Raw genomic sequence first — 22,673 nt, forward strand, 5'->3', positions numbered from 1 at the left:
CAAGTGTGGCAGTGCTTCTCGCCGAGTTCTAGTAGACGGCGAGCAAGATTTGGCCCACCGTACGGAACGCAGACCGATCAACTGCACCTACGCGGCACTCCGAACGTCATCGTCGATCTGCGCCTGATCCTTATCCGTGACCCTGACGGTGATGGGCTGATCCGCTGCCTGAGTGAAGAAACCGAGCAGCTGCATGACCTGAACATCAGAAGGCGGCGGGGCCTCAGCCACGGTCCGAGTACACCACTCTGCGAACGACTCGCCAGTGCTCGCAACACGTACGTCGCGCAGCAATGCGGCCCTCTCGTTCGCTTTCGAAATCATGATTCGAATCGTATGCGATAGACCATTCGAATGGCAAGCGAATAGAGGCCCTTACGCGAGTCGTCAGCGCCAGTCCATGACGACTCGATCAGGGTCCACGCCGCGGACACCCCTCTTCGCCGCTCTCATGATCTTGGGAGTGGCCACCGTGCGGATCACATGGCGGCACCAGTCAAGATCTCCCGCCTCCTCGCGCTCAGACCAGATCTCTCGGACGCGGCCAGAGCGTGCCAGATCCAGAACCACAGGATCAACATCGGCCAAAAGCAGCAGCTTCGCCTCGGCAGCATCGATCTTCGGCTGCACGATGTCCTCCTGCTTCGTGAGGTAGCTAAGGTCCCGACGGCGCTCGGCCTCGACATGCACCTGCTTGAGCCACTCTTGGTGACCCTCGATCTCTTTCAGCAGCTCCTGACGCTCGGAGTCGACGTCCCTGTCCTGCTGTCCAATGCGAGCCATGAAATCGGGACGCTCGATCCACGCGAGCACGAGTTCGATCACGATCGCATCGAGGTGCGTCTCCTTCATCGCGACATGGAAGCCGGTCCTGCCGGGCACGCCGACGCAGAGATACGTGTTGTAGTGCTGGCGGGGGAGGAGATTGCCTTCCTCGTCGACCCGCTGCCGGCCCTTGTTCTGCTTGCCGATTCGAGCGCCTGCTCCGCACACGCCGCAGACTGCAATTCCCGAGAGCAGGTGCTTCGCTGGCCAGACGTTCGTCCGCTTCCTCCACTCCGGGTTCATGATCACCTGCAGCTTCCGCCACGCCGTCGGATCGATGAGCGGCTTCCAGATCGCACCGCCGAGGATCTCCCCCTGGTGCTGCCGCAGCCCTGCGTAGGCAGGCGTCCCCAGCATCTGCTTGATCGCGACGGCTGTCCAACCCAGGTTCTGGCGCTGCTCCCGGTACGCTATTCTGCGCGGCGGGATGCTGCGGCTGTTGAAATCCTTGGCGATCATGTAGAAAGTTTCACCGGCCAGCACTCGCCGCGCAGCTTCTTTGACTATTGCGGCCTGTTCAGGATGGGGGATGACCTCGATCAGCTTTCGCGTCTCCTGGTCGTAAATCCGCTGGTACCCGTAGATCTGCTTGCCGTGAGGCCGGCCCTTCTCGGCGTTCGCACGGACATCACGGAGCAGACGCTCGGAGGTCTTGTCACTTTCGTACTCAGCATCGGAGGCGTCCTCGCGCAGGCTTCGGCGATCGCGGGCATTGTTCGGGTCATAGACGCGGCCATGGGTGAGGACCCAAATCTTGACATGCCGCTCCATGCACAGGTCAATGAGCTCAAGCCACTCGCTCGTGCGCCTCGATCCTCGGGAAGACTCCCATATGCCCAGCAGGTCAGCCCCGAAGGTCCCGGCCTTGAGGTCGGCCATGAGCTCGAGGAAGCCCTCACGGGTCTTGCGGGCGTAACGGCTTGCGCTGCGATTGTCGTCCCGATATGGCACCGGGTGTAACCGCCAGTTCCGCGCCCGGCACTCGCGCCCCATCTCGTCGTGCTGCTGGTCCGGGCTCTTGCCGATGCCCGAGCGGTCCTGGGACACACGCAGGTACTCCCTGACGGTGACGTTCGCGAGGTCGATCATGGACCCATCTTCTCATTCATCTTTGTCCCACAGAACCATGTGAGGTGACACACGCCTCGGTGTGACTACGAGAACTCCGTGGTACAAAAGTTGATATACGAGGTAGGTACCAAAATCCCCGGAATTACACGGGTTATGGTCAATTCTTGGATGTCTTTGTGGCACACAGCGAACCATCTCATTAGTAACGTTGGTGCCTTTTTTTACCGCCGTGGCGTGCGTCAGGGAATGCGAAGTGGGGGAGTGGAACGGCATCACCGATCCCGCGGTTTCGATCTTGTGGGCGGCCTCGACGTCCTCCTGCAGCACACGACTGCCAAGGGACCGCGGACGCCGCCGATTGCGGTTCCTCCACCGGGAGGCCCGCGATGATGGCCAGGCCGTGCTTGGTCCGGCCCCGGCTTGTGAAGACGTCCTCCAACGAGCGTCGTGGGAGATGGCGAACAACCACCCAGCAGCAACCGGGTCTCCCCAGGTGACAGACTTATGACCGTCGGCACCGGAACTTCATTCGGGTAGAGAAAAAGCCCGCCGGCGCCACTGTCCTACGGACGTTCTCAGTCTCGTCGACGAGGGACCCTGTCCTCTCCTTCTCTACCCATAGGGTAGTTCCACTTCGCATTTGGACGATGAATGACTTGTGCGGCGACGAGGCGTAGCATCGATTTACATCCACGAGGAAGCCAGGACCCCAGATCTCGACGAAGCGGCTGCTGCGGGCCCATATATTGCGTTGCGGCGTGTCTCGATGACGGAAGGTCCGATCAATGACTGTTATCAATCAAATCGAGCACAGGATCACGTCCGGTGATCTTATTGCTGCGCTCGCCACGCTGGCGCCGCGGGTCGGTGGCAACGACGGCGGATGGCCAGGACTGACTATCTATCGATTCACCGAACCGATGGAGCCGCAGTGGGAAGAAATCCAGTCACTATCTCTGGGCATCGTCGCGCAGGGACGCAAGGCAGTGACCGTCGAGGGTAAGCGCTACGTGTACGACCCGTTCAATTACCTTGTGCTAAGCAGTAATCTGCATTTTCAAGCAGAGATTCTCGAGGCGTCTGCACGTCTGCCCTTCCTGTCGTTCGTTCTGCAGATCGACCCAGCGCTCGTCCGCAAGGTGTCGACGGATATGCTCGAGCGTCGAGTCGCGTCGTTCCCGCCGGTACGCTTCGACGCAGAACGCGACAAGTGCGTGGTATCGGCACTAGACCAGGACCTCATGGGCACGGTGCTGCGTTTCTTGCAATCGCTGTCGGCGGGACCTGATCGCCGCGTGCTGGCTCCGCTATACATGCAGGAAATGGTGTATCGCGTCCTGCAGAGGGAGCAATTCTCGCGAATGTTGCATATCGCCGCACAGCAGGCGGCGGGCAATCCGGTCGCGGCTGCGTTGACCTACATCCGCGCCCATCTCGGCGAACCGATGACTGTCACGGATATGGCTGAGCAGGTGAGTCTGAGCCCGTCGGCATTTTCGCATCTGTTCCGCGAGGTGACAGGCCGGTCGCCGTACCAGTTCGTGAAGGAGATTCGCCTCGACCGCGCACGCGAACTGCTCGTTGACGGTCGACTCGCTGTCACCGAGGTGTCGCGTGCGGTGGGCTACTCCAGCGTTTCCCACTTCATCAAGGAATTCCGGGGGCGATTCGGGGTAACGCCCAGAGCCTATACAGATGCACAGGCCCTGGGCGAGGAAATGCGGGCGATTCGCTCAGACGCGAGCTGAGAGCAGCGCCGCAACCAGTGACTCCGCCAACGGCCTCGATGATGCTGGATTCTGACCGGTGTAGAGGTTGCCGTCCACGGAGACATGCTCCTGCCATGGCGAGCCGCTCTCTTCGAACACGCCTCCGCTCTCAATGAGCCGGTTCTGTAGTAGCCACGGCGCCTTGTCTGCGAACCCCACCTGAGATTCCTCGGCGTTACTGAATCCCGTGACACGGCGGCCTTTGAACAGCCATGATCCGTCTCCGTTGCGGGCCGGCAACAGCGCTGCCGGTCCATGGCACACCGCGGCGACGGGTTTACTCTGCGCAACGAATTCGCCGATGAGTGCGCCGAAAGTATCCGACACTGCAAGGTCTTCCATGGGCCCATGCCCCCCTGGGACGAAGACCAGGTCGAAGTCCTCCGCGCGGACACCATTCAGATCGGTTGGCACCGAAAGGATCTCGGCAATGCCGTCGAGGTAGGAACGAAATCGATCTCCGGGTTCGGTTGTGCCGCCGTTCATTTCCGGCGAAAACCCGGCCTCGTCTGCTGCCGGGCGGACGCCGCCCGGAGTAGCGATCGTGATCTCGAACCCGGCGTCGGTGAACACTTCGTGCGGGACAGCCAACTCTTCGGGCCAGTATCCACAGGGGTGCACAGTGCCGTCGGCCAGTGTCCAACTATCTGATCCGGTCACGGCAAAAAGTATGCGGGACATTGATGATCCTCCATCGTGTAGGTGACAACGCGGCCGAAGGCCGCGCAACCCCACGTTAAGTCCGAGACGGTTGAGATAGTCGCTACTGAGTTCGATTCCGATACAAGTCCGTCGGTCTGCGATATCGGTATTTCAGAGTCGCTCGGAATGGGCACAGAGTGAGTCGGAACGCAGTACCGCTGCGGTTTCGGGTGGGGTTTGCTTGAGGTAAGAGACAGTCCGACGCCGACCGGCGCCGCCGCTGGAGGGAGGTAAATCCGATGATGTCCCGTCGTGTTGCACACCAGCATTGGGTGGACTTCCGTGAGCGCGAAGCGGCAGCCGCTGCAACGCATCGAGCTGACGATCGGGAGCTTCTTGATGGCTCCGTTTCTTATCCGGGGGACCAGACTCGCCTGCTTGGTCTTGGAGCGCTCGGCCGCTTTGGTCTTGGAGCGCTCGACCGCTGGTGGGGCCGATGGACGGGCTCAGACTGGCCTCGCCGCCCATTCCCATCCCTGACATCACGCCGGCCATCGCTGGCTGCGGTCACGAGTGTTGGCTGCCGCGGAAGCCCTCGACCCGCCGATCACGCAGCGGATCTGATCCCCTTTTTGAGAGCTGGTGATGTTCACATCGCACAGGCCTGGTGGTTCCCGGACCTCCGAAGCGTGCGGTTCAGCTCACTGGATTGGGGGTGAGAATCTGTATGGGTGACAACGCGGCCGAAGGCCGCGCAACCCCCACGCTAGGTCCGAGACGGTTGAGATAGTCGCTACTGAGTTCGATTCCGATACAAGCCCGTCGGTCTGCGATATCGGTATTTCAGAGTCGCTCGGAATGGGCACACATTGAGTTGGAACGCAGTACCGCTGAGGTTGCGGGTGGGGTTTGCTTTGAGAGCGATGTAATCGCAGTCACATTCTCACCATCCAACGACGCAGGAGGAAGCCCGATGACGCGCATTGCCTACCTGGTCTCGAGCGCAACCGAGATCACCATGGCCGATGGCACGACCCATCCGACAGGGTACTTCGCCGAGGAAGCGATCAAGCCCATCGAAAGTTTCACCGCGGCTGGTTTCGACGTCGCCGTCATTACCCCCGACGGCAAGAAACCCACAGCCGATCCCTACGGACTGACCTGGTACTTCCACTATCCGGAAGAAGACAAGGACTATCTCAACTCCGTCGTGCGCACCTTCGCCCACGATGTCGACGACATCCGATTCACGCTGCACCAAAACACCGAACTAGGACTTGCCGCCAGTCGCCGGATTGCAGCTGCACTCGAAGGCAAGGGCATGACACCGGCGCAGGCACACGATCAGGTCAGCAAGGCAGCCAAGATCGCGTGGCGGCACGATCGACACCTTGCCGATGTAATGCTGGAGGACGGCCTGACCGCAGGACTGAGCCAGGTAGAGATTCACCAGGCCGTCGCGACACAACGCGCAGCGAGTGAAGAACTTGCCTCCGAACGAAAAGCACGACTCGACGAGATCGACGGATTCAACCACCCACTGGATCTGAGCAGCCTCGGCGACGACGAACTGGCCGGCTTCGATGCGGTGTTCGCCCCGGGTGGGCACGGACCGATGGTCGACCTGGCAGACAACCCCGATGTCGGGCGACTGCTGGTTGCCTTGCACGAGAAGCGTGCGCCGATCGCATCTCTGTGTCACGGCCCTGCGCTGATGCTCTCGGCGCCCGAACGTGCTGACGGTCAATGGCTTTTCGACGGCTACCGGATGACGTGCTTCACCGACGAGGAGGAGAACCAAACCGAACCGGGCCTCCTCGGCCTGCCCTGGTACGTCGACACCGCGTTAAAGAATGCCGGCGCCGTGTTCGACGACGGCCCGTCCGCGTGGGCAAGCCACGTTGTTGTCGACCGGCACGTCATCACGGGCCAGAACCCGGGTTCGACCGAGGCCGTCGCCGCCGCCGTCATCACAGCGCTGAAAGCCGCGCCCTCGGCGAAGGCAGCCTGAGGTGCTGTCGTTCCTGCGCAAGACCAGAAGGAGTACCCCTGTGAACAGTCGCAGCCCGCAGAAAGTCGTCAGCGACTTTCTCGATGACTTCGCCGGACGTGACATCGACGGAGCCCTCGGCAACACAGCCGAAGACATCAACGTCAACGTCTACGGACTCGGTCGCCATGATACCGGGCGAGGCATCATCCGCACCGTCCTCGCCGACATTGTCGAGGCCTTCCCCGATCTGATCGTCACCGTGAAAAGGATCATCACCGCAGGCAACGTGGTCACCACCGTGATCAACGTCCAGGGCACCCAAGCCGCCCCCTATGCCGGTGCGATCAACCAGGAGAAACACGTCGACTTGGACGAAGTGTGGCGTTTCGTCGTCGCCGAGGACCGCATCACGCAGATCGACGCGTACTGGTGCCAACAGCAGCTCTACCGCCGCCTCGGGGTCAAGCGGTTCGACCAAATAGCAATCGTATGAGGAGCTCACCCATGTCCAGTGCATCAGTAATTGTGTCGTCGCGCACTGCAGCACAAAACGCTGCGGTGGTGACTGAGTTCTTCGACCGGTACCGCGCACACGACGTCGACGGGATGGTGGATCTCTGCACGATCAACGCAGACTTCTCCTACCCGCCCTTCGAAGTGTGGGGTAAACAGCGCGTACTGCGTGGCGACGGCAAGGTGGGAACAGTCGGCAAGCCGATCTGGACGGGCCTGATCAACGCGTTTCCCAACCTGTCCAATGTCGTGCATTCCGTCGACGCCAACGACGAGGGCGACGTCGTCGTCCAGGTCGATATCGGCGGAACTCAGCAGCAGCCATGGGGCTTGGTCCTCCCCGCAGGCAAGACCTTCAGCGAACCACACATATTCATCTTCCGGCTCAACAGCGACGGTCTCATCGAATCGGTGACCGGTTATTGGAACAACGCCGGAATCAGCCAACAGCTCGGCCACATGGAAGTCGACTAGAGGAGCACAACATTATGACCTTATTGAAGCGAGAAGAGTGGCAGGGATTCGTCCGCGACGTCGATTGGACGCCCACTTACGTCGACTACGAGGCAATCTATCCTGAATGGCATTGCGGTACAGGGAAAGTACCGCGCGAGGCGTGGCAGGGATGGGAGGAGTCCTACAAAGTCAGCTATCCCGAATATGTGGCAACCCAACGTGAAAAGGAATCATCCACCTACGCGGTCAAGGCCGCATTGCAGCGCTCGAATACATTTCAAGATCTCGACGAGGGGTGGAAGTCGGCCACCAAAATGCATTTCGGCGGGGTCGCACTGGTCGAATATGCTGCGGTGATCGGTGAGCTGAAGATGGCACGGTTCGGACTGAATGGATCCTGGCGCAACATGGCGACGTTCGGTCAGCTCGACGAGATGCGGCACGCGCAGATCACCACGTTCTTCGGACACGAGTTCGTCGGCCAAGACGCACAGTACGACTGGACCCAGAAAACGTTCCACACCAACGACTGGGTACCTATAGCGCTACGAAACCTGTTCGACGGCATGATGGTTGCACCCAACGTCGTCGACCTCGCGATCGAGCTGCCGTTCACCTTCGAGACCGGCTTCACCAATCTGCAGTTCATTGCTCTCTCGGCGGACGCACTGGAATCGGGCGACGTGAACTTCGCCAACATGATCTCCTCGATCCAGACCGACGAAGCTCGCCACTCCCAACAGGGTGGCCCCACGATGGAGATCCTGGTCGAGCATGACCCGGTCCGCGCGCAGTGGGTGATCGACAAAAGCTTCTGGGGCTCGGCCCGAGCCTTCGCCGCGCTCACCGGGCCGGCGATGGATTATTACACCCCTCTCGAACACCGCAAGCAGTCTTACCGGGAGTTCATGGAGGAGTGGATCATCGACCAGTACATCCACACGATCGAAGACTATGGACTGAAGAAGCCGTGGTACTGGGATGAGTTCATCACTGGACTGGACACCTGGCACCACGGGTTGCATATGGGTCTGTGGTACTGGCGTCCCACCGTGTGGTGGCGTCCGAAGGCCGGCGTCAGCAAAGACGAACGCGCTTGGCTCGCTTCCAAATACCCCAACTGGGAGAACGTCTACGGCGACAAATGGGACGTGATGATCGACCAAGTCAACGCAAACAATGTCGCGGCGACATTGCCCGAAACGCTGCCGTGGCTGTGCAGCACCTGCCATCTCCCGTGTTGCAACGCGACCCCGTCGCGCAACGGGGAGTGGAAGGTTCGCACGTGGCAGCTCGACTACGACGGCAAGAAATACCACTTCTGCACCAACGCCTGCCGGCAGATCTTCTGGAAAGACCGTGACAATGTCAATCACGAGACGCTCATCGACCGGTTCCTGGCCGGTCAGATCCAGCCGATGGATGTCGGCGGGATCCTGAACTACATGGGTATGACGCCCGACGCCATGGGCGACGACCCCGACTACGGCGCCTGGACCCGCGACTATATCGGCCGCGCGGTCGAGGGTATCGCTGCCGCAACGGTTCAGGGGGCGACGCAATGACACAGTCTCGAGAAACAGTCGAGCTGGGGCCCGCGGACCGGGCACCGGAGCTGGTACCGCTCAACGCGATCTTCGCGACGGACTTCGTCCAGATCCTGGTGCCGGTGACCACCGCTGACACCATGACCGAAGTGGCGGCGGCGGTCGCCCATCACGTCGAGGGCAAACGTGTGCGTGCCCTTCCGTATGAGAAGGTCGTCATCCACAACGGTCGGGTCGTCCCCGCGGAGATGACCGTCGCCGATGCCGGCTTCGCACCGCTCGACCACATCGCGGTCGAGTACCTCGTGCCCAAGGGAGTGTCATGAACAGTGTTGTCGGTCCCATCCTGCGCATGGGCGACCAGATCGAAGAAGTCATCGCCGCCATCCGTGATGACAATCCCGACCAAGACATCGAGGTCGTCGACCGCGGGTCGTATGTGCGGATCCAAGGACATGACCGAATTCGTGTCACGCAGAACACACTTCGCGGATATCTGGGCGCAGACTACGAGATTCGTTCCTTCGGAACGATGATGTCGTCTTTCGTCGGCCGTGTCGTCAACAACAGCGACGAAATCGTGTGGGAGAACATCAAACGCACCGCGTCGCCCGAAGGAGTACTCGCTCATGACTGAACAAGTTCGCAAACCACGCGCCCGCCGCACGTTCAGTGCGTTCGGTGAAATTCGCAAGATGCCGAGCGAATACGAGATCGTGACGCACGGGCAGAACTGGACAACGCGGCAGAACCGTACGTCGGCGTTCGAACAGAATCCATCCTCAGCGCCCAACATGTGGTTCAAGACGTACCGGGACAACTCGGCCCTCCAAGCCCATGACTGGGAGCAGTTTCGCGACCCGGACCAGTACACCTATCGGACGTACGTCAACGCCCAAGCGGAGTCCGAGTTGAAGGTGCACGGCGTGCTTGAGGAGTACTCGGCGGCCGGTTCCGCTGCGGCCCTTGCTCCGGGCTGGGTCGAGACGCTCGCCACCCTGTACACACCGTCGCGCTATCCCGTGCACGGTTTTCAACAAATCGAGGCCTACATCGGCCACATGGCGCCGACATCCTACGTCACGAATGCGGCAGGGCTCGCCACCGCGGACTTCCTGCGTCGGGTCACCACGATCGCGTACCGCACTCGGGAATTGCAACTAGCACAACCGAGCTCCGACATCGGCACCGATCATGAACGCAGAGTGTGGGAGACACACCCCGGATGGCAACCCGCCCGCAAGGCAGTCGAGAGCGTGCTCGCCACCTACGACTGGGGCGAAGCATTCACTGCGCTCAACCTCGTGCTGCTGCCGACGTTGGACGACGTTCTGAGCCGCCAATTCGGTGAGATAGCCCGTGACAACGGCGACGAACTGACCTGGCTTCTGCACGGCTTCCTCGATGCGGACAACCAGCGACGAAACCGGTGGAGCATCGCCCTGGCGGAGTTCGCGATCACCCAGCAGCCCACCAGCGCATCGGCAATCGACAAATGGGTGGCCAGGTGGTCCCCGATCGCCGATGCCGCTGCACAAGGGCTCGCGACGATCCTCGCGGAGACTCCCGAAATCCCACGCAACGCCGACGCCGTCACTGCCGGTGCCAAGGCCGCACGCGAAGGCTTGTTGCGCGGCATCCTGGCACCAGCCGAGGCGGTGGCGAAGGTGAGCGCGCCATGATGACAGACGACGCCACCCGGCGCTGGCAGGACGCTCAGCACATCGACGACTTGTGGGAAGGCGACATGGTCGGTATCGAGATCGACGGCACAAAGGTTCTCGTGGTGAATGTCGACGGCGCAGTCCGTGCCTTCGAAAACAAATGCCCGCACCAGGCATGGCTCCTCGACGAAGGCGACTTCGACGGTGAATCGATCACCTGCCTCCGGCACATGTGGACCTTCGCTGCCGATACCGGCGCAGGTATCAACCCTGACGACACCACACTGAAGTCGTTCCCGTGCAGGGTGAATGCCGACGGCATGATCCAGGTGGACGTCGAATGAGCACCGTACGACACGTCGTCGTCGGAGGAGGGGTGGCGGCGGCCTCGGCCGTGGCCACCCTTCGGTCCGGCGGCTTCGACGGCGAACTCGTCCTCGTCAGTGACGACGACACTGTGCCCTACGAGCGACCACCGCTGTCGAAAGACTTCCTGGAACCTGGTTCACCCCCGACACCGACGCTGATTCGCGAGCCACAGTGGTACGCCGACCACCAAGTACAGACCCTTCTCGGGGTAAAGGCTCAAGGCCTCGACCCACGAGCAAGGCGCTTGAAACTCTCGACCGGCGAATCGCTGTCCTACGACGGACTCGTCTTGGCGACCGGAGTCCGCGCCCGGCCGGCACCGGGCGAGGCGAGCGACCGAATACTCACGCTGCGGTCATTCGCGGACGCCAAGTTGTTGCGTTCTCGGCTCGCATCAGCCGAACACGTCGCGGTTCTCGGCGGCGGATTCATCGGCTGCGAGGTCGCGGCAACTGCCGTGGGTCTTGGGAAGCGCGCCACCATCGTGGAACGCGGCGACGTCTTGATGAACAAAGCACTCGGCCATTCGATCGGCACCGTTTTCACCGACATACACCGCGCCAAAGGGGTTGGGCTGCATCTCAACAGCGTCGTACTCGGCGTCCACGACACCGGTTCGTCGGCTGTCGTGCGAACCAATCACGGTTCCATCGAGGCCGACCTCGTCGTCGTCGGAGCGGGCTCATTGCCCAACGTAGAACTGGCCGCCGAGGCCGGCATCGTCACCGACAACGGCATCGTCACCGACCAATTCTGCCGAACGAACGTGCCGAACGTGTATGCCGCCGGCGACGTCGCCTCCTCCTATCACCCGTTCTACGACCAGCACCTGCGGGTCGAACACCACGACACCGCCACCCGGCACGGCGCGGCGGCAGCGCGCAATCTTCTCGGCCACGACGAGCCGTTCCTCGAGGCGCACTGGTTCTGGTCCGATCAATACGAACACAACCTGCAGCGGACGGGGCGCGCCGAGGGATCGGACGAAGTCGTCATCCGTGGCTCGCTCGAGGACCTGAAGTTCTCGGCATTCGCCTTGCGGGACGGGCGCATTCGCAGCGTAATCTCGCTCAACCAGCCGCGCGACGTGATTGCGGTGCGCCGGTTGCTGTTCGTCGACCATGATGTGACGGCCGACAAGCTGCGGGACCAGGCGATGCCGCTCAACCGACTGCGCTCACGCGTACCCGCCAGCGCCCCAGCAGAGGAGAGGACCTCATGACTCTCGTGACCGCACTGACAATTAACGAGTCGCAAGTGCGCGTGCCGTGCGAGGAGGCGCGTGCGGCACTCGACACCGTCTCTGGGCTCACCGCACCCCAGGCGCGGGAAAAGCTCCGCTTCGCGGCTGGCCACACCTGCGAACCGGTCGCCCGCATCATCGACAAAGCGATGTCGGATGCGCGCTCTTCGGGCCTCGACCCGCGACAGCTCGTGGTCACCGCCGCAACCGTGACCGCGGGTGAGGACATTGTGCGGGTACGACGGAAGGCGCACGGGAAAGCCGACTGGATCGCCAGCGCCACCAGCGACATCCGGTTCGACCTGACCCCGAGAGGCCTCTACGAGGCGACCGGTGCACACGTCGCGCCGGCTCCGTCGCCGACTGTTTCACGCCCCGAGGATGACATGGCGGATCGCAGAGCTGCCGACCGTGATCCGCTGGCCGACTCTGTCCGTGAACTCTTGTACGAGGTCATCGATCCCGACCTCGGTATCAACATCGTGGACCTGGGGTTCGTTCGCAACGTGACGGTCGAGCAGGGCCGCGTGGCCATCATCACCATGACATTGACGTCCGCGGCCTGCCCGCTGACCGAGATCATGTCCGACCAGATGCGCGCCGAGCTGCTGCCGGCAGAAGGTGATCGGCTCGTCTCCGACTTCCGCATCGAGTGGCAATGGGTTCCAGCATGGAAGCCGTCCGACATCACTGCCGACGGCCGCGAGCAACTGCAGGCCATCGGCTTCACCATCTGACATCACCCACCGGAAGGAACACATCATGGGACACGTCATCATCGCCACCTGGACCGCAAGAGAAGGCGAGGCCGACTACATCCGGTCAATCCTCGAGAAAATGACCCCGGGCAACCGCGCCGAAGAGAAGTCGGTCCACTTCCAAGCGCAGGTCAGTAACGACGACCCGAACACTTTCGTCGTCTACGAGCATTACACCGACGCGACCGGCTACGAGGAACACCGCGCCTCCGAGCCGTTTCAAACGCTCGTCCTCGGAGAGGTCATTCCGCGTCTGCAGAGCCGCTCGGTGACAACGTTCACGACCGTCGGCGACGAAGCGTGAGCACATGTCTTCAGTCCGTCATGGACCTGCCACTCGCTGACGTCGACCCCGAGCTCGCCGCCGCGATGGCTGGCGAGCTAGGGCGGCAACGCTCGACGCTCGAAATGATCGCCTCCGAGAACCTCGTACCGCGTGCGGTATTGGAGGCCCAAGGCTCAGTTCTGACCAACAAATATGCTGAGGGGTACCCCCGGCGTAGGTATTACGGCGGCTGCGAGTTCGTCGACGTCGTTGAGCAACTCGCGATAGACCGCCTCAAAGCGCTGTTCGGAGCTGAGCACGCCAACGTCCAGCCACATGCCGGTGCGCAGGCGAGTGCAGCCGCGTTGAGCACCTTCGCCCAACCCGGGGACACCATCTTGGGTTTGGACCTTGCACATGGCGGTCACCTTACCCACGGCATGCGGCTCAATTTCTCGGGCAAGCTCTATCGCGCGGCGGCCTATCAGGTCGATCCTCGGACGTCGCGGATCGACATGGACAAGGTGCTCACGATTGCCCGCGCCGAACGCCCGCGGGTCCTCATCGCCGGATGGTCGGCGTATCCACGAGAACTTGACTTCGAGGCATTCCGCGTTGTGGCCGACGACGTGGGGGCCACGCTGTGGGTGGACATGGCACATTTCGCCGGGCTTGTCGCCGCGGGACTTCACCCGTCGCCGATTCCGTATGCCGATGTCGTCACCACCACGGTGCACAAGACCCTCGGCGGGCCGCGTTCCGCGGTTATCCTCACGACGGCGGAGCATGCAAAGGCCATAGACAGCAACGTCTTTCCCGGTCAGCAGGGCGGACCCCTAATGCACGCCATTGCGGCCAAGGCTGTTGCGATCAAGATCGCTGCCACCGCGGAGTTCCGTACCAGGCAGCGCAACTCGGTCGAGGGGGCACGGCTGCTCGCGGCCCGTCTGTCGGAGACCGACGTGCGGAGCAAAGGGATCGCCGTCCTCACCGGCGGTACCGACGTACACCTCGCGATGGTGGACCTGCGCGACTCACCTTTGACCGGACGCGACGGCGAAGACGCCCTGCACCGTGTCGGAATCACCGTGAATCGCAACGCGGTACCTTTCGATCCGCGTCCGCCGATGGTCACCTCCGGACTTCGAATTGGCACGCCCGCACTGGCCACGCGGGGATTCGGCCGAGACGAGTTCACTGAGGTGGCCGACATAGTCGCCGAAACACTCATCGGCGGAGACGAGGCGGAGTTGGCCGCCCGGGTGACCACGCTCGCCGACGCCTTCCCCATCTACCCGCACTTGCCTGACAGCGCAAAGAAGCGAGCAAAGGTGTAACCCTCCGCAGTCGCGACAGGTGTCGACTCCGGCGCGGCCCAAGCCGGCGCAGCAAACGCCAACGGCTTCCGGTTCCCCCGAACGAATGGAAAACCATGACCTCTCCCTTGAACAACGAAACCCGGCTTCTTGCCTCCGTTCCCACGGGGCTGCTCATCAACGGCCAGTGGCTGCCTGCGGCATCCGGCAAGACGTTCGACGTCGAGGATCCCGCCACGGGCAAGGACCTCGTGAGCATCTCCGACGCCGGGGCGGAGGACGGCGCCGCGGCGCTGGACGCTGCTTCCGCCGCCCAGGCCTCCTGGGCCCGTACCGCTCCCCGCGAGCGTGGCGAAATCCTGCGCCGCGCGTTCGAGCTGGTCACGGCACGCGCCGAAGACTTCGCGCTGCTCATGACCCTGGAAATGGGCAAGCCGTTGGCCGAAGCCCGCGGCGAAGTAGCTTATGGCGCCGAGTTCCTGCGCTGGTTCTCCGAGGAGGCCGTCCGCGTCAGCGGCCGGTACTCCGCGGCCCCGGACGGCAAGAACCGCATCCTGGTCCAGAAAAAGCCGGTTGGCCCGTGCCTGCTGATCACCCCGTGGAACTTCCCGCTGGCCATGGCTACCCGCAAGATTGCCCCCGCAGTTGCCGCCGGCTGCACCATGGTGCTCAAGCCCGCCAACCTGACCCCGCTGACCAGCCTGCTCTTCGCGCAGGTCATGCAGGAAGCAGGCCTCCCCGCAGGCGTGCTCAACGTCATCCAGACCTCAACGGCAGGCGCGGTCACCGGGCCCCTCATCAAGGACCACCGCCTGCGCAAGATCTCCTTCACCGGTTCCACCGCCGTCGGGCAGGCCCTCATGCGCGAAGCCGCGGACAAGGTCCTGCGCAGCTCCATGGAACTCGGCGGCAACGCACCGTTCGTGGTCTTTGAGGACGCCGACCTGGACAAGGCCGTTGAAGGCGCCGTCGCGGCCAAGATGCGCAACATGGGCGAGGCCTGCACCGCAGCCAACCGCTTCATTGTGCACGACTCCATCGCCGACGCTTTCGCCGACAAGTTCGCTGCCAAGATCTCGGCACTTAACACTGCCCGCGGTACCGAGCCGGACTCCACGGTCGGCCCGCTGATCGACGGCAAAGCCCGCAACGACGTGCACGCCCTCGTGTCCGACGCCGTTGCCAACGGCGCAATCGCCGTCACCGGAGGTGCCCCGGTGGACGGCCCGGGCTACTTCTACCAGCCCACCGTGCTCAAGAACGTGTCAGCGGATGCCCGCATCCTGAAGGAAGAAATCTTCGGACCGGTGGCCCCGATCATCACCTTCAAGAGCGAAGACGAAGCCATCAACCTGGCCAACAACACCGAATACGGCCTGGTCGCCTACGTCTACACCAAGGACCTCAACCGGGGCCTGCGCGTCAGCGAACGGATCGAGACCGGCATGCTCGGCCTCAACGCCGGCGTCATCTCCAACGCCGCTGCACCCTTCGGCGGCGTGAAGCAGTCCGGCCTGGGCCGTGAAGGCGGCTTCGAAGGCATCGAAGAATACCTCACCACGCAGTACGTCGGCATCGCGGACCCCTACGCCGACTAAACATCAAAACAGCCGAGTCCCGAACGAAGGCCCCGGAAACCCCACAGGGGTTGATAGCTCGGCACACCCTGACCAGAAAGAGACCACGATGATCAAACACCACTCGGACATCGTCCTGGAAATCATCGCCCACGACCCGAACACCCTCGAAAACGATCTGAACGCCGCCGTCGATATCGCCCGCGAACGAGCCAAGAAGGAACGCCGCCACGGCATCCTCGTTACCCAACACAGCTACACCAGCTACACCGTCGCTGTAAGCCAGGATGTCCCCTACGGTCAGACCCGCGAAGCGCGCGAAGAACCCGCGAACACGTAGGCGTGGAATCGGTCCGAACCACAGAGGTCGGCAACCCTTGCGGCCCAGCGGGAACCAGAAACTGTTTGCGAACGTCCACGAGGAGCATGAGATCGGCACACTCTTGGAGAAATCAGCAAACGCTACGGGAGGGGGTCGATCGGGCCCAGACACGCCGGGATCCGGAGAGGCCCGGGCTGGACCATGAAACGGGACATCCTCTCACCCCGGCACACCACCCGCTGGGACGAACCGCCCCTCGTCAAAGCCCCGTGAACCCCCGAACCCCCGTTGCCCCACCGGTGAGCAGCCCCTGGCAGGCTAGACGACGGGGTTGTCTACGGTTTCCAGGCGGTGCCGGCCGTCCTCATCTTTGACCAGTTCGACGGACCGGAGGGCCCAGTCAGCGGCTACGTCATAGGCTTCGCCGCGGACCAGGTCCAGCAGTCCGGCGCCGTCCTTGTCCCGGGGGTCCAGCCACGTATCAATGTTGCCGGGGGACACCGGGACCGGGAGGCGGTCGTGCAGCCCGGCCTGTTGTGCCAGGGCGGGCCGGTCCGGGGCGGCCGGGGGAGCGGCCATGGTCAGGACCGTGCAGGAGAGCAGCCACGCCTCCGGGTGGGTTTCGTCTTCGATGGCCGGGTTGCGCCGGAGCGCGAACAAACCCGCGGCGGTGTCGTTCACCGACGGATCAGAGGACTTCGGACGATGTGGGCGCCACTGGCCCTGTCTCTCGAGTCGAAGAAGTCTTCGCGGAAGATGTCACGCGGGAACAAGCGCGCCTTCATCAGCACTCTCAGAGTGTCGTTAACCATCGCGGGGCTTCCACAGACGTAGGCGGTGTGTCCGGAAGCCCTGGGATAGTCCTCGGCAAGCAGCGCCGGCACACGGCCGGTGCGGCTGTTCCACTCGTCGCGGGAGAGAGCCGGTCGGTAGCTGAACCAGTCATTTTCGGCGTCCCACGCCTCGAACAGCTCGTGGTCATAAAGATCCGTCCGCGTCGCGACGCCGTGGTAGAGAATCACCGAATGTTCGCCGCCGGTCTCCGCGATGTGCTGGACCATCGACTTCAGCGGAGCCAGGCCAGTGCCGCTCCCGAGGAGCAGGACGGGTTCCGACCGCAACGGGCGGAACGAGAATCGGCCGTACGGCCCGGACAGCGAGACGCCGTCGCCGACGGCCAGGTGTTTGAACACCCAGCCGTCGGTACACACCCCACCGGGTGAGCGCTTGATATGCAGTTCGATGCGATCAGGGGCCGCGGGCGTGCTCGCTACGGAATACGGACGTGAGTCTCCGTCGGGCATGACGAGTTGTATGTACTGCCCGGGATTGAAGCTCAACGGCCGGTCGAGCGCGATGAGGAGGCGTCGAACATTGGGTGCCACTTCGTCGAGCGACTCTACCGTGCCGGTGTAGTCGCGCACCGGATGGACCGCGACGCCCTCCTCGGCGTCGATCTCTCCCTCGATGACCAGGTTGCTGCGCGGCCTGGCGACGCAGATCAGGGCGCAGCCTTCCTGTCGTTCGCTGTCGAGCAGGGCGTACGGCGACGCGTCGCCGTGGTCGACATCGCCTTCCAGCACAATGGCCTTACAGGTCCCACACGTGCCGTGGGTGCAGGCGTGTGGCAGCCAGATGCCCTCGCGCAGACAGGCGTCAAGCACCGCTTGGTCATCCCGGCAGCTGATCTCGGTGCCGAGCGGTTCGACGCGTACGGTGTAGGTTGTCGTTGCAGTTCATCTCCTCGGGACGTGCGACCGATGGTTCACCAGACCCGGGCGCCCGCGCAGCGGTTAGCTAGCCGGCGAAGGTAAGCAGTGCTTTGTGTCCGATGCCGAGATCGGCCAGGGACTTGTTATCGGCGACGTCGAGCAGTTCGTCGAAGATGCGCCAGTGCTTCATTGCCTCGTGGTCGAAGTCGGGGTCTGACTCAGCCCAGGGGACGACGAAGCTGGTGACGAACTCGCCGAACGGCATGGTCTTCGGGACCCGGAAGCAGACCGCGGAGCAGAAGATCGGGTTGCCTTCCCAATGCACGTAGACCAGCAGGTCCTCGCCGAACAACTTGGCACGGTCCATCGATGGGAACTCGTAGTCGTATAGCGCCTTTACGCTCATATCACTCTCCATGCCTCAGCGAAGGATCATGCCAGGCCCGCCAGAACTGCTCGTCCGGGGAGCCGTTGTACTCGCCGTTGTCGCCCGTCTGGATCCCGTACCAGGCCAGGACATCCGGAATGGCCGGCCCGCCGCAGTCGCCCTTGAGGATCTGGTGAACAGGCAGCCATGCCTGCACGTACTTCTCGGGCTCTCGGTCGAAGATCCATTTGCATCCGTCGCTGCAGGTGTGGAATGTCTCGCCGCGGAACTCGCTTCGTCTGAACGAGATCTTCCGCCGGTCGTCCTGCTCGGTGAACGAGATCGCGAGCTGGCACACCTGGCACTGCTGGGGCAGGCCCCGGACGAACATGCGGCCGCCGCCGGCCTCGATGCGTTGGTGCTTCTCCCACGTTGGCCGGTAGTAGATGTCGAACGTGCCCGGGTATTGCTCGGAGAGCCAGTCGAGGTGGACATGGTCCGGGGTCTTCGTGGTGAAGGCTGCGACGGAGGAGAAATTGTGGAGGATCTTGTACACCTGGTGGGACAGGTGTTCCTTCTCCGCGATCGCGTCGTCGACATGGCGCGGCGGCCGGATGCCGTAAAAGTCCAGGTCGGGGAACAGGCCGCCGAGCATCTGATCCTCAAAGTAGAGCTCGAAGGCTTCCTTCCAGCTCATCACCGGCTTGGGAAGCATGTAGTCCATCATGGCGGCGACCAGTCCCGACAGCCGGTATGCCCGCCAGAACCACTTGTCGACCCAGTCCTGAATGATCGGCACGTTGTCCTCGTCCTGCTCGAGGAGGAACTTGATGGCTTCTAGGCCGAGGGTCATATGCCGGCTCTCGTCGGATTGTGCGGAGAATCCGAACGACATGGTCGGTGTGTCGCCGTTGAAGCTGGCGCCGCTCATGAACGGCACAAACAGCAGGTTGGTGAGCAGGTACTCGAAGCTGAAGGAGATCGCGATGAGGAACTCGAATGGTCCGGCGCTCATGGCGTCGTCGAAGAACGACTTCGGTATCGCGAGGTACCAGACCCGGTCGTGCATCTTCGACCAGCTGTGAAACCCCGAGTAGTACTTGTTGTAGTTGCTGATCGTGTGGATCTGGGTCTGGGTGTGCCGCAGCTCGTCGATGCTCTGGCACAGCGCCGCGAACCGGGGCCCCGGGCCCTCGAGGTGGCGGGCCAGGAACGCGAAGTGTCGATGTGCGGCATACTCCAGCGGGGTCACACCTTGGATGAACAGCTTGATCGAGTTCAGGTAGCTGGCGTCGGACAGGGTCAGATGTCCTTGGCCCTGCGCGAACCCGTCGAGCACGGCGTACAGCCGCCTGTCCTTCTCCGCCTGGTACTTGCAGTACGCGTCCACGGTGAGTCGGAACGGGTCCTGCCAGCCGTCCCAGTCGTGGACCTTGATGCCCTCATAGCGTGTGAACGGGTACAGCTGCTCACGGTCTATGTAACTGGGCTCCCAGTCGAGGTCGCGAGTGAGCAGCGCATACCGTTCCTTCAGCGGTAGCTTCTTCCAAGCAGCCGCCCTCGGCGACTCGATGCTCATGTCAGTGCTCCCATTTCACGATGATCTGGTCATCGTCCCACTCCGAGATGTTGCCGGTGTACGACACGATGGCCAGCTGAAACTCACCGGTCTCCCACTCGTGCCCCAGCCGCTCCTCCACGCTCTCCCGGTTGATGACGATCTGACCCGGAGCCTGCAGCTTGATCAGGCCCGGCAGATGACGGATCGTCACCGCCGGGTTGTCCGCCTCGATTGCCTCGATGAGCACACGGTTCTCCTCCGACTCCTGGACGTCGATTGACACCTGGCGATGCGCAGCGTTCAAGAGGCAGCACCTCCGATCAGACTGGCCCAGGGAGACCGCCGGGACTCAGCCGTCGCGGCCAGCTCGGTGCCGGTCTCGGCCCCCGGCAGGTGTGAGTCGACAGCGGCGGCGAGTGCCGCGACCGCCGCATACGCACGCCCTGCCCACGTCTCGAGGACGTGACCCAAGACCTCTCGGTTGGCCAGGCCGGCCTCCGGGTCCGTAGCCCACGTGGCGACCAGCGCGTCGATCCACTTGCGCTGGTCCTCGAACCATGCGCTGAAGTGCTGGGCGACCAAGCTGTAGGCGACGGCTCCGCCCAGGAGCGCGTGCTCGTCGAGCCCGCGGTAGACCAGGGGATACACGAGCGAGTCGACAAGATCGATAGCCAACAGGCTCACGGCCCAGTCGTCAAGTACCATGATCTCCTCGACCAACCGGCGGAGCGGTTGAAGGTGCGCACCGTCCACCCACATCCGTTTGGCCGCCTCAAGCCTGTCCCGCGTGCCGCCGCCGAGCGCGATCCCGACACGGGACAGCATCTGCGCGTTCCCGATCCGGTCGAATGCCGCGAAGCTGCAGCACTGCTCCACCGAGGTGCCGTAGGCGAACCGGGCGCCGGCCACGCTGACCAGCTGGGCGCCGGACTCGTAGTGGCGCAGCGGCACCACGACCGAGGAGAGCACCGCCTGCCAGCCCGCGGGAATCCTGGCCAGCAGGTCGCGCTCCTCGAGATAGCCCAGCGTCTTGGTGAAGTCGTCGTGCAGCCCTGCGCGTGCGGCCACATACGTCGTGTAGTAGTACTGCCGCGGGTCGGTGAACCGGTAGCTGTCGGTCAGCCGCAAGGCCGAGAACCGCTCGTCGTACAGCTCGCGGTTAGACATCCAGGTTGGCCGGTAGTGGAAGTTCTCCCGAGGCTGCACGTCGAGGGTGCCTTCGAGATACCTGCTCACCGGCTGGTCTCCGAGCCGATCGATGACGTTCTGGTACGTCTGTCGCTTGGCGGGGATGACTTGATGCCGCAACTCGTACTGCACGATCGTGTCCTCGTCCCGTGGTTCCTCGTCAGTCTCCGAGCAGACTGAGCACCAACGCTTGCAGTTCGTCCTCCGACGTGAGCTCGCGCGGCTCCTCGACGGGCGTGTCGGCCCACACCAGCTGGCCCAGAGCGGTGTGACCCGTCACCACCGTCCGCACGCGCGCAGCTGTATCGCCGTGTCGCAGAGTGAAGGTCAGTTCACCGGGACCGGTGTCGTCGACCAGACTGATCCCAACACCGCGTCCGCGCAGGACCGCGTTGGCCTCGCTCACGAGCTGCTCGGCGAGAGAGCGGATCATCACGTGCGTGTCCGTGGCCTTCGCGACCGGGCGAGGTCGGCTCAGCTTGGTCGCTGGTTCCGGGGGCTGGTTGCCGTCGAGCAGAGCTTGGACGGCGAGCATGAAGGGCGTCATCGGCGGGGTACCTTTCTCTCCCCATCATCCCACCGCGGTCATGGCAGGTGAAGTGCTCCCGGACCATGCCGCGCCGAGCGAACCTGATAGCGGTATCCGCGCCAATGTGTGCGGGTTAGGACGGAATCGGTCCGCCGAAAGGTCGCGATGATCGGCACCGTCCCGGCCGACCTCGTGCAGTACTACGGCCATGTACTCCGCATCACCCAGAAGCTGGCCGACATCTACAGCTGGCCAGACCTATTCGCTGAGGACGGCGACGAACTCGACGAGACCACGGAGAGTCTCCTCATGCTTTTCGTCGGTGTCATGTTCGGTGTGCAGCTGGCTCAATCCGGGTTGTCGAAGGTGTCGACCATGATCGCCATGCGCTCGGCGATGTCGAGCAACGCGGTCGCCATGTCCGGAGCGGTGATCATCCATCCACCAATGCCCTGTGACTTCCATCTTGCGCCCTGTTTCGCGCGGAGAGCGCATCCTTACCTGCTTTTCTGGAGTTGTCAGCAAAGTCGACCGCCCTGCGACCCTGGGCAGGCGAACGCCGGTCAAGCTGGCAGGAAGTTCAGCTCAGCTGCGAGAACATGTCGTTCCCGCTTGCCGTCGTCGCTGGGACTTCCTGCAGCACGTCCCAGTGCTCGATGATCTTGCCGTCCTCACTGAACCGGAAGATGTCCACGCCTGCGGAGTTGAACGTCTTGTAGTGCGAATGGACGGCGACGAAGTCACCTTCGGCGATCATGCGATGAACTTCGACGTCGACCGGCCCGAACTGGGAGAAGAAGTCCTTGACCGCCTGCAAACCATCGTCGGCCTGCGGGTTGTGCTGCTTGTAGTCCTGCACGATCAGCTCGTTGAAGGCCTCGGTGTCTCCGGCCCGGAAGGCATCGAAGAGTCGCGCCACGGTCTCCTTGTTGGCATCGAAGAGTCGCGCCACGGTCTCCTTGTTGGCATCGAAGAGTCGCGCCACG

General features: G+C 62.9%; 26 protein-coding genes and 2 pseudogenes. 16 read left to right on the forward strand and 12 right to left on the reverse strand.

Annotated elements, in window-relative coordinates; all coding sequences use genetic code 11:
• Nucleotides 1-87 precede the first annotated feature (87 nt).
• Nucleotides 88-324: a hypothetical protein gene (locus QRN59_RS10570; RefSeq protein ID WP_284982465.1), complete on the reverse strand. Its 237-nt coding sequence runs from the start codon at nucleotides 322-324 to the stop codon at nucleotides 88-90.
• 63 nt (nucleotides 325-387) lie between these two features.
• Nucleotides 388-1,914 carry a recombinase family protein gene (locus tag QRN59_RS10575; protein ID WP_284982466.1) on the reverse strand — a complete coding sequence of 509 codons (1,527 nt, stop codon included), beginning with the start codon at nucleotides 1,912-1,914 and terminating at the stop codon, nucleotides 388-390.
• Between the two features lie 767 nt (nucleotides 1,915-2,681).
• Between QRN59_RS10575 and QRN59_RS10580 the strand changes: the two genes are divergently transcribed.
• The gene (locus tag QRN59_RS10580; RefSeq protein ID WP_284982467.1) at nucleotides 2,682-3,644 is read left to right on the forward strand and encodes an AraC family transcriptional regulator; all 963 of its coding nucleotides are present in this window, start codon (nucleotides 2,682-2,684) and stop codon (nucleotides 3,642-3,644) included.
• On the opposite strand, the gene QRN59_RS10585 is transcribed toward QRN59_RS10580, so the two are convergent.
• Nucleotides 3,630-4,346, reverse strand: coding sequence for a type 1 glutamine amidotransferase domain-containing protein (locus QRN59_RS10585; protein WP_284982468.1), 717 nt, complete (start codon nucleotides 4,344-4,346; stop codon nucleotides 3,630-3,632). The two genes, QRN59_RS10580 and QRN59_RS10585, sit on opposite strands and share 15 nt — an antisense overlap.
• 934 nt (nucleotides 4,347-5,280) lie before the next feature.
• Here QRN59_RS10585 and QRN59_RS10590 point away from each other — a divergent pair.
• The 15 genes and pseudogenes from QRN59_RS10590 to QRN59_RS10665 form a co-directional block, all read left to right on the forward strand.
• Nucleotides 5,281-6,318 carry a DJ-1/PfpI family protein gene (locus QRN59_RS10590; RefSeq protein ID WP_284982469.1) on the forward strand — a complete coding sequence of 346 codons (1,038 nt, stop codon included), beginning with the start codon at nucleotides 5,281-5,283 and terminating at the stop codon, nucleotides 6,316-6,318.
• Nucleotides 6,319-6,358: 40 nt separating this feature from the next.
• Complete coding sequence (locus QRN59_RS10595; protein WP_284982470.1) at nucleotides 6,359-6,793, forward strand: nuclear transport factor 2 family protein; 435 nt, start codon at nucleotides 6,359-6,361, stop codon at nucleotides 6,791-6,793.
• Nucleotides 6,794-6,804: 11 nt separating this feature from the next.
• On the forward strand, nucleotides 6,805-7,287 hold the full coding sequence (locus tag QRN59_RS10600; protein WP_284982471.1) for a nuclear transport factor 2 family protein: 483 nt from the start codon (nucleotides 6,805-6,807) through the stop codon (nucleotides 7,285-7,287).
• 14 nt (nucleotides 7,288-7,301) lie between these two features.
• Nucleotides 7,302-8,834 (forward strand): ferritin family protein, encoded by a 1,533-nt coding sequence (locus QRN59_RS10605; protein WP_284982472.1) that lies wholly within the window; start codon nucleotides 7,302-7,304, stop codon nucleotides 8,832-8,834.
• Nucleotides 8,831-9,142, forward strand: coding sequence for a toluene-4-monooxygenase system B family protein (locus QRN59_RS10610; protein WP_284982473.1), 312 nt, complete (start codon nucleotides 8,831-8,833; stop codon nucleotides 9,140-9,142). Before QRN59_RS10605 ends, QRN59_RS10610 begins: the two co-directional genes overlap by 4 nt.
• On the forward strand, nucleotides 9,139-9,453 hold the full coding sequence (locus tag QRN59_RS10615) for an MmoB/DmpM family protein (RefSeq protein ID WP_284982474.1): 315 nt from the start codon (nucleotides 9,139-9,141) through the stop codon (nucleotides 9,451-9,453). Before QRN59_RS10610 ends, QRN59_RS10615 begins: the two co-directional genes overlap by 4 nt.
• A complete protein-coding gene (locus tag QRN59_RS10620) occupies nucleotides 9,446-10,498 on the forward strand; it encodes a ferritin family protein (RefSeq protein ID WP_284982475.1) in 1,053 nt (350 codons plus the stop codon). The genes QRN59_RS10615 and QRN59_RS10620 overlap by 8 nt, the downstream gene beginning before the upstream one ends.
• Nucleotides 10,495-10,824 (forward strand): Rieske 2Fe-2S domain-containing protein, encoded by a 330-nt coding sequence (locus tag QRN59_RS10625; protein WP_284982476.1) that lies wholly within the window; start codon nucleotides 10,495-10,497, stop codon nucleotides 10,822-10,824. Before QRN59_RS10620 ends, QRN59_RS10625 begins: the two co-directional genes overlap by 4 nt.
• Entirely contained in the window at nucleotides 10,821-12,071 is a 1,251-nt protein-coding gene (locus tag QRN59_RS10630; RefSeq protein WP_284982477.1) for an NAD(P)/FAD-dependent oxidoreductase, read from the forward strand. The genes QRN59_RS10625 and QRN59_RS10630 overlap by 4 nt, the downstream gene beginning before the upstream one ends.
• A complete protein-coding gene (locus QRN59_RS24545) occupies nucleotides 12,068-12,829 on the forward strand; it encodes an iron-sulfur cluster assembly protein (protein ID WP_350225231.1) in 762 nt (253 codons plus the stop codon). The genes QRN59_RS10630 and QRN59_RS24545 overlap by 4 nt, the downstream gene beginning before the upstream one ends.
• Before the next feature lie 25 nt (nucleotides 12,830-12,854).
• The gene (locus QRN59_RS10645; protein ID WP_141474104.1) at nucleotides 12,855-13,154 is read left to right on the forward strand and encodes a putative quinol monooxygenase; all 300 of its coding nucleotides are present in this window, start codon (nucleotides 12,855-12,857) and stop codon (nucleotides 13,152-13,154) included.
• Nucleotides 13,155-13,174: 20 nt separating this feature from the next.
• Entirely contained in the window at nucleotides 13,175-14,452 is a 1,278-nt protein-coding gene (glyA, locus tag QRN59_RS10650; RefSeq protein ID WP_284982478.1) for a serine hydroxymethyltransferase, read from the forward strand.
• A 95-nt stretch (nucleotides 14,453-14,547) separates the two neighbouring features.
• Nucleotides 14,548-16,029 (forward strand): NAD-dependent succinate-semialdehyde dehydrogenase, encoded by a 1,482-nt coding sequence (locus QRN59_RS10655; protein ID WP_284982479.1) that lies wholly within the window; start codon nucleotides 14,548-14,550, stop codon nucleotides 16,027-16,029.
• 88 nt (nucleotides 16,030-16,117) lie between these two features.
• Complete coding sequence (locus QRN59_RS10660; RefSeq protein WP_284982480.1) at nucleotides 16,118-16,348, forward strand: hypothetical protein; 231 nt, start codon at nucleotides 16,118-16,120, stop codon at nucleotides 16,346-16,348.
• A 37-nt stretch (nucleotides 16,349-16,385) separates the two neighbouring features.
• Nucleotides 16,386-16,603: pseudogene (locus QRN59_RS10665) on the forward strand (DUF4113 domain-containing protein); the annotation flags it as partial.
• Nucleotides 16,604-16,648: 45 nt separating this feature from the next.
• On the opposite strand, the gene QRN59_RS10670 reads toward QRN59_RS10665, so the two are convergent.
• The 9 genes and pseudogenes from QRN59_RS10670 to QRN59_RS10710 all read right to left on the reverse strand — a co-directional run.
• Nucleotides 16,649-17,011 (reverse strand): SOS response-associated peptidase family protein, encoded by a 363-nt coding sequence (locus tag QRN59_RS10670; RefSeq protein ID WP_284982481.1) that lies wholly within the window; start codon nucleotides 17,009-17,011, stop codon nucleotides 16,649-16,651.
• Nucleotides 17,008-17,754, reverse strand: coding sequence for an FAD-binding oxidoreductase (locus QRN59_RS10675; RefSeq protein ID WP_284982507.1), 747 nt, complete (start codon nucleotides 17,752-17,754; stop codon nucleotides 17,008-17,010). The genes QRN59_RS10670 and QRN59_RS10675 overlap by 4 nt, the downstream gene beginning before the upstream one ends.
• Before the next feature lie 69 nt (nucleotides 17,755-17,823).
• Nucleotides 17,824-18,030: pseudogene (locus tag QRN59_RS10680) on the reverse strand (2Fe-2S iron-sulfur cluster-binding protein); the annotation flags it as partial.
• A gap of 97 nt (nucleotides 18,031-18,127) precedes the next feature.
• On the reverse strand, nucleotides 18,128-18,448 hold the full coding sequence (locus tag QRN59_RS10685; RefSeq protein ID WP_284982482.1) for a phenol hydroxylase subunit P4: 321 nt from the start codon (nucleotides 18,446-18,448) through the stop codon (nucleotides 18,128-18,130).
• Between the two features lies 1 nt (nucleotide 18,449).
• A complete protein-coding gene (locus QRN59_RS10690; protein ID WP_284982483.1) occupies nucleotides 18,450-19,988 on the reverse strand; it encodes a YHS domain-containing protein in 1,539 nt (512 codons plus the stop codon).
• A 1-nt stretch (nucleotide 19,989) separates the two neighbouring features.
• On the reverse strand, nucleotides 19,990-20,274 hold the full coding sequence (locus QRN59_RS10695) for an MmoB/DmpM family protein (RefSeq protein WP_284982484.1): 285 nt from the start codon (nucleotides 20,272-20,274) through the stop codon (nucleotides 19,990-19,992).
• Nucleotides 20,271-21,290 (reverse strand): ferritin family protein, encoded by a 1,020-nt coding sequence (locus QRN59_RS10700; RefSeq protein WP_284982485.1) that lies wholly within the window; start codon nucleotides 21,288-21,290, stop codon nucleotides 20,271-20,273. The genes QRN59_RS10695 and QRN59_RS10700 overlap by 4 nt, the downstream gene beginning before the upstream one ends.
• Nucleotides 21,291-21,318: 28 nt before the next feature.
• Nucleotides 21,319-21,705, reverse strand: a complete 387-nt coding sequence (locus tag QRN59_RS10705) for a hypothetical protein (RefSeq protein ID WP_284982486.1) — start codon at nucleotides 21,703-21,705, stop codon at nucleotides 21,319-21,321.
• A gap of 562 nt (nucleotides 21,706-22,267) precedes the next feature.
• A partial coding sequence (locus QRN59_RS10710; protein WP_284982487.1) for a nuclear transport factor 2 family protein occupies nucleotides 22,268-22,673 on the reverse strand: 406 nt, incomplete at its 5' end.

The organism is Arthrobacter sp. efr-133-TYG-118 (assembly GCF_030209755.1).
Lineage (GTDB): Bacteria > Actinomycetota > Actinomycetes > Actinomycetales > Micrococcaceae > Arthrobacter.

What these genes read in the sequence shown, in the direction of transcription:
- QRN59_RS10570 (WP_284982465.1), bottom strand. Translation starts at nt 324, where the DNA reads ATGATTTCGAAAGCGAACGAGAGGGCCGCATTGCTGCGCGACGTACGT.
- QRN59_RS10685 (WP_284982482.1), bottom strand. Translation starts at nt 18,448, where the DNA reads ATGAGCGTAAAGGCGCTATACGACTACGAGTTCCCATCGATGGACCGT.
- QRN59_RS10585 (WP_284982468.1), bottom strand. Translation starts at nt 4,346, where the DNA reads ATGTCCCGCATACTTTTTGCCGTGACCGGATCAGATAGTTGGACACTG.
- glyA (WP_284982478.1), top strand. Translation starts at nt 13,175, where the DNA reads ATGGACCTGCCACTCGCTGACGTCGACCCCGAGCTCGCCGCCGCGATG.
- QRN59_RS10615 (WP_284982474.1), top strand. Translation starts at nt 9,139, where the DNA reads ATGAACAGTGTTGTCGGTCCCATCCTGCGCATGGGCGACCAGATCGAA.
- QRN59_RS10625 (WP_284982476.1), top strand. Translation starts at nt 10,495, where the DNA reads ATGATGACAGACGACGCCACCCGGCGCTGGCAGGACGCTCAGCACATC.
- QRN59_RS10575 (WP_284982466.1), bottom strand. Translation starts at nt 1,914, where the DNA reads ATGATCGACCTCGCGAACGTCACCGTCAGGGAGTACCTGCGTGTGTCC.
- QRN59_RS10600 (WP_284982471.1), top strand. Translation starts at nt 6,805, where the DNA reads ATGTCCAGTGCATCAGTAATTGTGTCGTCGCGCACTGCAGCACAAAAC.
- QRN59_RS10660 (WP_284982480.1), top strand. Translation starts at nt 16,118, where the DNA reads ATGATCAAACACCACTCGGACATCGTCCTGGAAATCATCGCCCACGAC.
- QRN59_RS10630 (WP_284982477.1), top strand. Translation starts at nt 10,821, where the DNA reads ATGAGCACCGTACGACACGTCGTCGTCGGAGGAGGGGTGGCGGCGGCC.
- QRN59_RS10690 (WP_284982483.1), bottom strand. Translation starts at nt 19,988, where the DNA reads ATGAGCATCGAGTCGCCGAGGGCGGCTGCTTGGAAGAAGCTACCGCTG.
- QRN59_RS10655 (WP_284982479.1), top strand. Translation starts at nt 14,548, where the DNA reads ATGACCTCTCCCTTGAACAACGAAACCCGGCTTCTTGCCTCCGTTCCC.
- QRN59_RS24545 (WP_350225231.1), top strand. Translation starts at nt 12,068, where the DNA reads ATGACTCTCGTGACCGCACTGACAATTAACGAGTCGCAAGTGCGCGTG.
- QRN59_RS10645 (WP_141474104.1), top strand. Translation starts at nt 12,855, where the DNA reads ATGGGACACGTCATCATCGCCACCTGGACCGCAAGAGAAGGCGAGGCC.
- QRN59_RS10620 (WP_284982475.1), top strand. Translation starts at nt 9,446, where the DNA reads ATGACTGAACAAGTTCGCAAACCACGCGCCCGCCGCACGTTCAGTGCG.
- QRN59_RS10705 (WP_284982486.1), bottom strand. Translation starts at nt 21,705, where the DNA reads ATGACGCCCTTCATGCTCGCCGTCCAAGCTCTGCTCGACGGCAACCAG.
- QRN59_RS10580 (WP_284982467.1), top strand. Translation starts at nt 2,682, where the DNA reads ATGACTGTTATCAATCAAATCGAGCACAGGATCACGTCCGGTGATCTT.
- QRN59_RS10605 (WP_284982472.1), top strand. Translation starts at nt 7,302, where the DNA reads ATGACCTTATTGAAGCGAGAAGAGTGGCAGGGATTCGTCCGCGACGTC.
- QRN59_RS10610 (WP_284982473.1), top strand. Translation starts at nt 8,831, where the DNA reads ATGACACAGTCTCGAGAAACAGTCGAGCTGGGGCCCGCGGACCGGGCA.
- QRN59_RS10590 (WP_284982469.1), top strand. Translation starts at nt 5,281, where the DNA reads ATGACGCGCATTGCCTACCTGGTCTCGAGCGCAACCGAGATCACCATG.